This window comes from Streptomyces sp. NPDC029956 (assembly GCF_055574655.1).
Genome location: NZ_JBVHZJ010000029.1, coordinates 98,569 through 107,620, shown reverse-complemented (window position 1 = coordinate 107,620; position 9,052 = coordinate 98,569). Strand labels below are relative to the sequence as shown.

Genomic DNA, 9,052 nt, shown 5'->3' with positions numbered 1-9,052 from the left:
CCAAGGGCCACCTACCCCCACCTTTCCCTCCCCCCTCTCCCGCCTCCCTCCCCCCCCCCCCCTCCCCCCCACCCCCCCCCCCCCCCCCGGGGCCCCCGCCGTCGTTCTGTCGGGTGATGAATCCGGCCACGGGTGCGGAATCCCGTATCGATGTGCGGCCCGTTCCGCTCGTACGGTGATGTCAATGGCACCGACGGATGGGAGTGACTCGTTCATGGCTCTGCATTCGGCGCCGCGACTCGGTGTGGTGGTTCCTTCGGGAAACGCCGCGGCCGAACCCGAGATCGGCAGCCTTGTCAGCCCCGCATTCAATGTCCACACCTCACGCTTCCCGGTCCTCCCCGGAAAAGACCTCCGCGGCCGGCTGGAGAAGTACAACGACGTACTCCCCGAAGTGCTGGGGAATTTCGGTGGTCTGCGTCTCGACGCGGCCGTCGTCTCCTGCACCGGCTCGCACTACCTTCTGACGCCGGGCGGCGACCGGGACCTCTGCGCGGAGCTCTCCGAGCGCGTGGGAGCCCCCGTACGGTCGGCGGCGCTCGCCATCCTCGACACGGCGCGCGCGGTGGGCGCCGAGCGGCTGGTCCTGATCTCGCCGTACGAGCCCTGGCTCACCGAACTGTCCCACGCCTACTGGCAGTCGGCCGGACTCGCCGTCGACCGGGTGGTCAAGATCCGGGCCGGCGCCCGCTTCTCCCCGTACGACGTGACCACCGAGGAGCTCGTCGCGCAGGTGCGTGAGGCCGAACTCCCCGAGGACGCGACGCTGTTGTTCACCGGCACCGGCATGTTCACCTTCGACGCGCTCGCCGAACTCGGCCGGGACAGCGGGCGCACCCTGCTCACCTCCAACCTGGCGAGCGCCTGGTGGGCCCGGGACGCCCTCGACCTGCCGGCCGACGGCCCGGACGCCCACCCGCTGCTGCGCCGGCTCGCCGAGCGGACCGGCACGAAGGCCGGCGCAGCAGCGGGCACCGGTCGCGAGGCCACCGGCGCCGGTCGCGATGCCGCCGTGGCCGTGTCGTGAGCGGCGATACCGCCTCCCGCGGGCCGGTCGCCGTCGTCGGCGCGGGACCCGTCGGGCTCACCGCCGCGCTCGTCCTCGCCCGGAGCGGTGTCCGCGTGACGCTCCTGGAGTCCCGGCAGGCTCTGGCCACCGAGTCCCGCGCGTCCACCTTCCACCCCTCCACCCTCGACCTCCTCGACGAGCTCGGCGTCGCCGCCGCGCTGCGCCGCCAGGGCCGTACCGTCGACCGTGTCCAGTGGCGCGACCTGGACGGCGTCGTCCACGCCGAGCTGGACTACTCCGTGCTCGCCGGGCACACCGGTCACCCGTACCGGCTCCATGTGGAACAGTCGCGTCTCACCCCGCTGCTGCTCGCCGAGCTGACGGCCACCGGACTGGCCGACCTACGCTTCGGGGCCACCGTCACCGGCGCCGAACACACCGGTGCCGCACACACCGACGGCCGGACCGGCGGCGGGGTGCGGTTGCGCACCGAGGACGCGGCGGGGCGGGCCACCGTCACCCGTCACCCGTACGTCCTGGCGGCCGACGGCAGCCGCAGCCGGCTCCGCGAGCTCGCCGGGCTGCCCGGCACGGCCGAGGAATACCCGGACTACGCGCTCCGCGTGGTCACCGGGACGCCGCTCGACGAGCTGGTCCCGGGGCTCGCCCCGCTGTCCTACGTCCGCGACGCCCGCGCCTCGTTCAGCGCCCTGGGCATGCCCGACCACTGGCGGCTGATCTTCCGGATCCCGCGCGGCACGGACCGGGACGCCGTGCTCGCACCCGAAGCCGTACGGGCCAGGGTCGAGCAGGCCCTGCCGGGCGCCGCCGGGCGGGCCGTCCGGATCGCCGACGCCCACACCTACCGGCTCGCGCGGTTCCTGCTGCCCCGCTACCGGGCCGGCCGGGTGCTGTTCGCCGGGGACGCGGCCCATCTGACCTCCACCGCAGGCGGCCTGAACATGAACTGCGGGATCCACGACGCCGTGGAGACCGCCCGGGCCCTCGCCGCCGTCCTGCGGGGCGACGCCCCGGGCGAGGCGGCACTCGACGCGGCCCTCGAACGGCGCCGATCCGTCGTCGAGACGGCGGTCATCCCGCGCAGCGAGGCCCGCACGGCCGGACTGGACAGCGCTGACGAACTCCCGGCCCGGCTCGCCTCGCTGCGGCGCACCGCCGCCGACCCGCGAGCGGCCGTCGACTACCTGCTCAAGGCATCACTTCTCGACGTCGCACCACGACCACTGAAAGGTGACGCACATGCGGATCTGGTTTCACAAGCACACCGTTGAGGGACGCCTGCCGCTGCTCGACGAGTGGTACCGCGAACACCTCGACGCGATCGCCGCACCCGGCACCACGATCGACATCAAGACCCTGCCGGCCGACACCTACCCCGACGCCACACCGTTCGGGCTCGTCGGCCACCACTCCGCCCAGGTGCTCTTCAGCCGGCACTTCTCCGAATCCGCGCTCGTCGCGGAGCGGGAGGGCTACGACGCCTGGGTGATCGCCGCCGGCCAGGACCCCGGCCTGCGCGACGCCCGCCACCTCGCCTCCATCCCGACCCTCGGCTACGGCGAGACGGCCTTCTTCCTCTCGGCGCTCACCGGACAGCGCTTCGGCGTCCTCGGCTTCATGCCGCCCCTCGAGGAGCCCATCCGGGCCAACATCCGGCAGTACCGCCTGGAGTCCTCGCTCAGCTCGTACGAGGTCGTCCCCGGCGGCTGGGACTCCGTGCACCGCTCCCTGGAAGGGGACTTCGACCAGTTCGTCGAGGTGTACTCGGCGGCGGCCGCGCGGGCCGCGCGGGCCGGGGCCGAGGTCATCATCCCCGCCGAGGGCATCCCCAACGAGATCCTCTGGCACCTCGGCATCCACGAACTGCACGGCCTGCCCGTCGTCGATCCGGCCGGGCTCGCGGTGAAGTTCGCCGAAACCCTCGTGCAGCTGGGGGAGTTGAAGCTGTTCCAGCGCAGTGGGCACGGCTACTGGTTCAGCCGTCCGGACGAGCCCGTCGCCAAGCACCTGGAACAGGTCTTCCTCGGCGAGGCCCTCTAGGAGATGCCGTGTCCGCCGCCTTGCGCGCCCTCCTCGGCCCGTCTCCGCCCCGCGCGCCGGCTCCGTACCGCCTCCGGTCCGCACCCCGCGCCCCGTCTTCGCCCGCCGCTCCGTCTCCGCACGCCGCCACGCCCTCGAAGGAGTCACGCCCATGACGTACGACGCCGCCTACGGCCGCAACACCGCGGCCACCGACCCCGCCGCCCCTTACTACCGCCCCCGCCGGCTGCGCCGCACGCCCGCGCTGCGCCGGTTCGCCGCCGAGACCCGCGTCGGCCCCGCCAACCTCGTCCAGCCCCTCTTCCTCCGTGAGGGCCTCACCGAGGCGCGGGAGATCCCCTCCATGCCGGGCGTGTTCCAGCACACCCGTGACACGCTCCGCAAGGCCGCCGCCGAGGCGGTCGCCAACGGAGTCGGCGGACTCATCCTCTTCGGCATCCCCGAGCACAAGGACCCCACCGGCACCGGCGCGGTCGACCCGGACGGCATCCTCCAGGTCGCCCTCCGTGACGTCGTCGCCGAGGTCGGCGACTCCTCCGTGATCATCGGCGACATCAACCTCGACGAGTACACCGACCACGGCCACACCGGAGTCCTGGACGCCGACGGCGACGTCGACAACGACGCCAGCATCGAGCTGTACGCCCAGGCCGCCGTCGTCCAGGCCGACGCGGGCGCCCAGATCGTCGCCCCCAGCGGCATGATGGACGGCCAGGTCCGCCGCATCCGAGAGGCGCTCGACCGGGCGGGCCACCAGAACGTCGCCATCCTCGGCTACTCCGCCAAGTACGCCTCGCACTTCTACGGCCCCTTCCGGGACGCCGTCGAGTCCACCCTGCGCGGTGACCGCAAGGGCTACCAGCAGTTCCCCGGCAACATCCGCGAGTCCCTCCTGGAGGTCTCGCTCGACGTGGCCGAGGGCGCCGACCTGGTGATGGTGAAGCCCGCGCTCGCCTACCTCGACATCGTCCGGCTCATCGCCGACCACGTGCAGGTGCCCGTCGCCGCCTACCAGGTCTCCGGCGAGTACTCGATGGTCGAGGCGGCCGCCGCCAAGGGCTGGATCGACCGCGACCAGGTCGTCCGCGAGAGCCTGGCGTCCATCCACCGCGCGGGCGCCACGCAGATCATCACCTACTGGGCCTCCGAGTTCGCCCAGACGCTGGACCGGTGACCCGGTGAGCCCGTCCTCCACCATGCTGGTCCTCGGCATCAGCCATGCCAGCGCCCCGCTCGACCTCCTGGAGAGACTCGCCGGCACCGACCGGCCGGCCGAGGACCTCGTCTCCGACGTGACCTCCGTCGACGGCATCGACGCCGCCGTCGTCGTCTCCACCTGCAACCGCCTGGAGATCTACGCCGAGACCCGGGGCGGCCCCACGGGCTCCGGGGACGCGGCCGAACAGGGCGGTCCCGGCGAACTGACCGGCCTCGGAAAGCTGTTCGCGGAGCACACCGGCGTCGACCACGACGAGCTCGCCCCGCACCTCTACAGCCACCACGCCGACGGAGCCGTACGCCATCTGTTCGCCGTGGCCTCCGGACTCGAATCGGTCGTGGTCGGCGAGGACCAGATCCTCGGCCAGGTGAAGCTGGGCCTCGAACGGTCCCAGCGGCTCGACCGGACCGGCCGGGTCCTCGCCAAGGCCGTGCAGACCGCCCTGCGGGTCGGCAAGCGGGCCCGTAACGAGACCGGGCTCAACGAGGCCGGCCGCTCGCTCGCCACCGCCGGACTCGGCTTCTTCGAGCGCCGGGTCGGCTCCCTGCACGGCAAGACCGCCCTGGTCATCGGCGCGGGAGCCTTCGCCGGAGTCGTCGTCGCCGCGCTGCGCCGCTCCGGCCTCGACCGGGTGCACGTCGCCAACCGCACCCCGGAGAAGGCGCAGCGGCTCGCCGAGACCACCGGCGGAGTCGGGTACGACCTGACGGACCTGCCCCAGCTGCTCACCGAGGTGGACGTGATCGTCGGCGCCACCGCCGCCACCGGCCACCTCGTCTCCGCCCGGGACGTCGAGGAGGCACTCGCCGCCCGGGACGGCCGCGAGCTGTTCCTGCTCGACCTGTCCCTGCCCCACAACATCGCGCCCGCCGCGGCCGAACTGCCCGGCGTCACCTTCGTCGACCTCCGCCGGATCGCGGAGGAGGGCCAGGAGGACGAGATCTCGGCGGCCAGCGTCCAGGCCGCGCACGAGCTGATCGACGCGGAGGTCGAGCAGTTCCGCACCGGACTGCGGCTCGCGGGCGCCAAGCCGGTCCTCACCGCGCTGCGGACCGCGGCCGCCGAGGCCGCCGAAGTCGAACTCGACCGGCTCGCACGCCGGTTGGACGGCATCGACGGCATCGACGGCACGGTGCGGCGGGAGATCGACCGCAGCGTGCGGCGCATCGTCGACAAGGCCCTGCACCAGCCCACCGTCCTGGTGCGGGAGCTGGCGGCCGACCCGGACGGCGCCCGGCACATCGCCGCCTTCACCCGCCTCTTCGCGGCGGCGGACGCCGAGGGCGGCGCCGGGAGCACCACCCCGAACGGCCCGGACCACCCGCACACGCAGAACGACCCGAACGCACAGAACGACCCGAACGCACAGAACGAGACGAAGATCGAGGCCATCGTATGAGTGACATCTCGGCTCTCTGGGAAGCCGGATCCATCGCCGTCATCGGCGCCAGCGAGCGCCCCGGCGCCCTGGGCCGCAAGCCGCTCGACTACCTCCTCCGGTACGGCTACAAGGGCCGCATCCTGCCCGTCAACCCGCGCTCCCCCGAGATCCTCGGCGTCCCCGCGTACCCCAGCGTGAAGGACGCCCCGGGGCCCGTCGACCTGGCACTGATCATGGTCTCCGCCGAACGGGTCGCCGGCGCCGTCGACGACTGCGTGGCCGCCGGCGTCAAGCTCGCCGTCATCGCCTCCTCCGGCTTCGCCGAGACCGGCGAGGAGGGCGCCCGCCTCCAGGACGAGATCGTCGCCAAGGCCCGCGCCGGGGGCCTGCGGATCATCGGCCCGAACTGCATCGGCGCCGTCGGGTACGAGAACCGCGTCCTCGCCACCTTCAGCCCCCTCTTCGGCGCCGAGTCCGTACCCTTCGAGCCCGGCACCCTCGCCTTCGTCAGCCAGAGCGGTGCCCTCGGCTTCGGGGCCGCGAGCCTCGCCCTGGAGCGCGGCCTGCGTCCCGGCTGGGTCGTCAGCACCGGCAACGACGCCGACGTCACCGCCCTCGAAGTCCTCCGCGAGCTCGCCACCGTCCCCGAAGTCACGGGACTGCTCGGCTACCTGGAGGACACCCCGGACATCGGCACCCTCCGCGAACTGGCCGGCTCCGGCAAGCCCGTGGCCCTGCTCAAGTCGGGCCGCACCGAGGCCGGCGGCCGGGCCGCCGCCTCGCACACCGGCGCCCTCGCCACCGACGACCGCGTCCTGGACGCGGCCCTGCGCGGCCTCGGCATCGTGCGTGTCGACGACATCGACGAACTCCTCGACGTGGCACGCGTCTTCGAGTCCGATCGGCGCCCCACCGGAAACCGCGTCGCCGTGGTCACCACCTCCGGCGGCTCCGGCATCCTCGCCGCCGACGCCGTCGAGGCCCACGGCCTGGAGCTCAGCGCCCTGGAGCCGCGCAGCAAGGAGGCGCTCGCCGAGATCGTCCCCGCCTTCGGGGCCATCGACAACCCCGTGGACATCACGGCCACGGTCCTCAGCGACCCCTCGCTCTTCGACCGCTCCCTCGACGTCCTGATCGCCGACGACACCGTCGACATCATCGTCGCCGCCTTCTGCGTGATGGCAGGACCCGATGTCGAGAAGGCCGTCAACGCCCTCTCCCGTGCGGCCGAGAAGGGCGGCAAGCCCATCCTCGTCGCCCGCACCGGTGCCGACTTCCTCGCCCCCGACGCCCCCCGCGACCTGCGCGAGGCCGGGCTCCCGGAGTACCCGACACCGGCCCGCGCCCTGCGCGCCGCCGCCGCCCTCTGGGAGGTCAGCCGCCCCCGCACCCTGCCGGACGCCCCGCGCCCCGGAACCGTGCCCGGCCCCGGCGCCGGGGCCACCGAGCCCGAGCTGAAGCGGCTCCTCGCCGACGCGGGGATCACGGTGCCGAAGGGCCGGACCGCCGAGAGCGCCGAGGACGCGGTGCGCGCCGTGACCGAAGTCGGCGGTACGGCGGTGCTCAAGGCCGTCGTCCCCGGCCTCCTCCACAAGACGGAGGCCGGGGGAGTGGAGATCGGCGTCACCGCCGACACCGCGCCCGAGGTCCACGCCCGGCTCGCCGCGCTCGGCGGACAGGTGCTCGTCGAGGAGCTGATCGACGGGGACGGCGAGGGCGTCGAGCTGATCGTCGGCGTCCACACCACCGACCTGGGTCCGGTGCTCACCGCCGGTCTCGGCGGGATCTTCACCGAGGTCCTGGACGACGTCGGCCACCGGCTCCTGCCGCTCGCCCCCGGCGAAGGGGCGGAACTCCTCGCCGGGCTGCGCGGCGCGAAGATACTCGGCGGGGCGCGGGGACGGGCCGCGGTGGACGTCGAGGCGGCTGCCGAACTCCTGCACAAGGTAGGCGCGTTGGTGCAGGACTGGCCCGCCGGCTTCGCCCTGGACCTCAACCCGGTCCGCGTCCTCCCGAAGGGCGCCGTCGTCCTCGACGCGGACCTCGGCTTCGATGCTCCCGAGGAGGCCGGGCGATGAGCGGCGCAGGGACCGCGAGCAGAGCGCTCTTCGAGCGGGCCCGCCGGGTCACCCCCGGCGGCGTCAACTCCCCGGTGCGCGCCTTCGGGGCCGTCGGCGGCACCCCGCCCTTCATGGCCTCGGCCCAGGGCCCGTACCTCACCGACGCCGACGGCAACGAGTACGTCGACCTCATCTGCTCCTGGGGCCCGATGATCCTGGGCCACCGGCACCCGGCCGTCGTCGAGGCCGTCACGGCGGCCCTGGGGCGCGGCACCTCCTTCGGGGCGCCGTCCACCGGGGAGGTCGAGCTCGCCGAGGAGATCGTCGAGCGGGTCGCCCCGGTCGAGCAGGTCCGCCTCGTCAGCTCCGGCACCGAGGCGACGATGTCGGCGATCCGCCTCGCCCGCGGCTTCACCGGACGCGGCAAGATCGTGAAGTTCGCCGGCTGCTACCACGGCCACGTGGACGCGCTCCTCGCCTCGGCCGGCTCCGGTCTCGCGACCTTCGCGCTCCCCGACACCCCGGGCGTCACCGGCGCCCAGGCGAGCGACACGATCGTCCTGCCGTACAACGACCTGGCCGCCGTCGAGAAGGTCTTCGCGGAGGTCGGCGACGAGATCGCCGCCGTGATCACGGAGGCCGCCCCCGGCAACATGGGCGCCGTTCCGCCGCTGCCCGGCTTCAACGCGGGCCTGAAGGAGATCACTTCACGGCACGGGGCGCTCTTCATCTCCGACGAGGTGATGACCGGCTTCCGGGCCGGCCGCTCCGGCTGGTACGGCCGGGACGGCGTCGCCCCCGACCTGCTGACCTTCGGCAAGGTCATGGGCGGCGGCTTCCCGGCGGCGGCCTTCGGCGGCCGCGCCGACGTGATGGCCCACCTGGCCCCGGCCGGGCCCGTCTACCAGGCGGGCACCCTCTCGGGGAACCCGGTCGCCACCGCCGCCGGCCTCGCCACCCTCCGGCACAGCACCGCCGAGGTGTACGAGCGGCTCGACGAGGTGTCGACGACGCTCGGCCGCGAGGTCTCGGCGGCCCTGACCAAGGAGGGCGTGGCGCACCGGGTCCAGTACTCCGGCACGATGTTCTCGGTCTTCTTCACCGAGGACGAGGTCGTCGACTTCGACGGGGTCCGCGCCACGGAGTCGTACCGCTACACGCCCTTCTTCCACGAACTCCTGCGCCGCGGTGTCTATCTGCCGCCCTCGCCCTTCGAGGCCTGGTTCGTCTCGGCCTCGCACGACGACCGGGCGGTGAGCCGGGTGGTCGAGGCACTGCCGGCGGCGGCCGCGGCGGCCGCGGCGGCGACGCCCTGACTCCGG

7 protein-coding genes are annotated in these 9,052 nt (G+C 73.6%); all 7 read left to right on the top strand.

Going from position 1 to position 9,052, the window contains the following annotated elements; all coding sequences use genetic code 11:
* Positions 1-214 precede the first annotated feature (214 nt).
* A complete protein-coding gene (locus tag ACZ4XX_RS23095) occupies positions 215-1,027 on the top strand; it encodes a maleate cis-trans isomerase family protein (RefSeq protein WP_468509749.1) in 813 nt (270 codons plus the stop codon).
* On the top strand, positions 1,024-2,301 hold the full coding sequence (locus ACZ4XX_RS23090; protein WP_468509748.1) for an FAD-dependent oxidoreductase: 1,278 nt from the start codon (positions 1,024-1,026) through the stop codon (positions 2,299-2,301). The genes ACZ4XX_RS23095 and ACZ4XX_RS23090 overlap by 4 nt, the downstream gene beginning before the upstream one ends.
* Positions 2,270-3,070: an aspartate/glutamate racemase family protein gene (locus ACZ4XX_RS23085; RefSeq protein WP_468509747.1), complete on the top strand. Its 801-nt coding sequence runs from the start codon at positions 2,270-2,272 to the stop codon at positions 3,068-3,070. Before ACZ4XX_RS23090 ends, ACZ4XX_RS23085 begins: the two co-directional genes overlap by 32 nt.
* A 151-nt stretch (positions 3,071-3,221) precedes the next feature.
* Positions 3,222-4,244, top strand: a complete 1,023-nt coding sequence (hemB, locus tag ACZ4XX_RS23080; protein ID WP_468509746.1) for a porphobilinogen synthase — start codon at positions 3,222-3,224, stop codon at positions 4,242-4,244.
* Between the two features lie 4 nt (positions 4,245-4,248).
* Positions 4,249-5,688: a glutamyl-tRNA reductase gene (hemA, locus tag ACZ4XX_RS23075; protein ID WP_468509745.1), complete on the top strand. Its 1,440-nt coding sequence runs from the start codon at positions 4,249-4,251 to the stop codon at positions 5,686-5,688.
* The gene (locus ACZ4XX_RS23070; RefSeq protein WP_468509744.1) at positions 5,685-7,748 is read left to right on the top strand and encodes an acetate--CoA ligase family protein; all 2,064 of its coding nucleotides are present in this window, start codon (positions 5,685-5,687) and stop codon (positions 7,746-7,748) included. Before hemA ends, ACZ4XX_RS23070 begins: the two co-directional genes overlap by 4 nt.
* A complete protein-coding gene (gene hemL, locus ACZ4XX_RS23065; protein ID WP_468509743.1) occupies positions 7,745-9,046 on the top strand; it encodes a glutamate-1-semialdehyde 2,1-aminomutase in 1,302 nt (433 codons plus the stop codon). The genes ACZ4XX_RS23070 and hemL overlap by 4 nt, the downstream gene beginning before the upstream one ends.
* Positions 9,047-9,052: the final 6 nt, after the last annotated feature.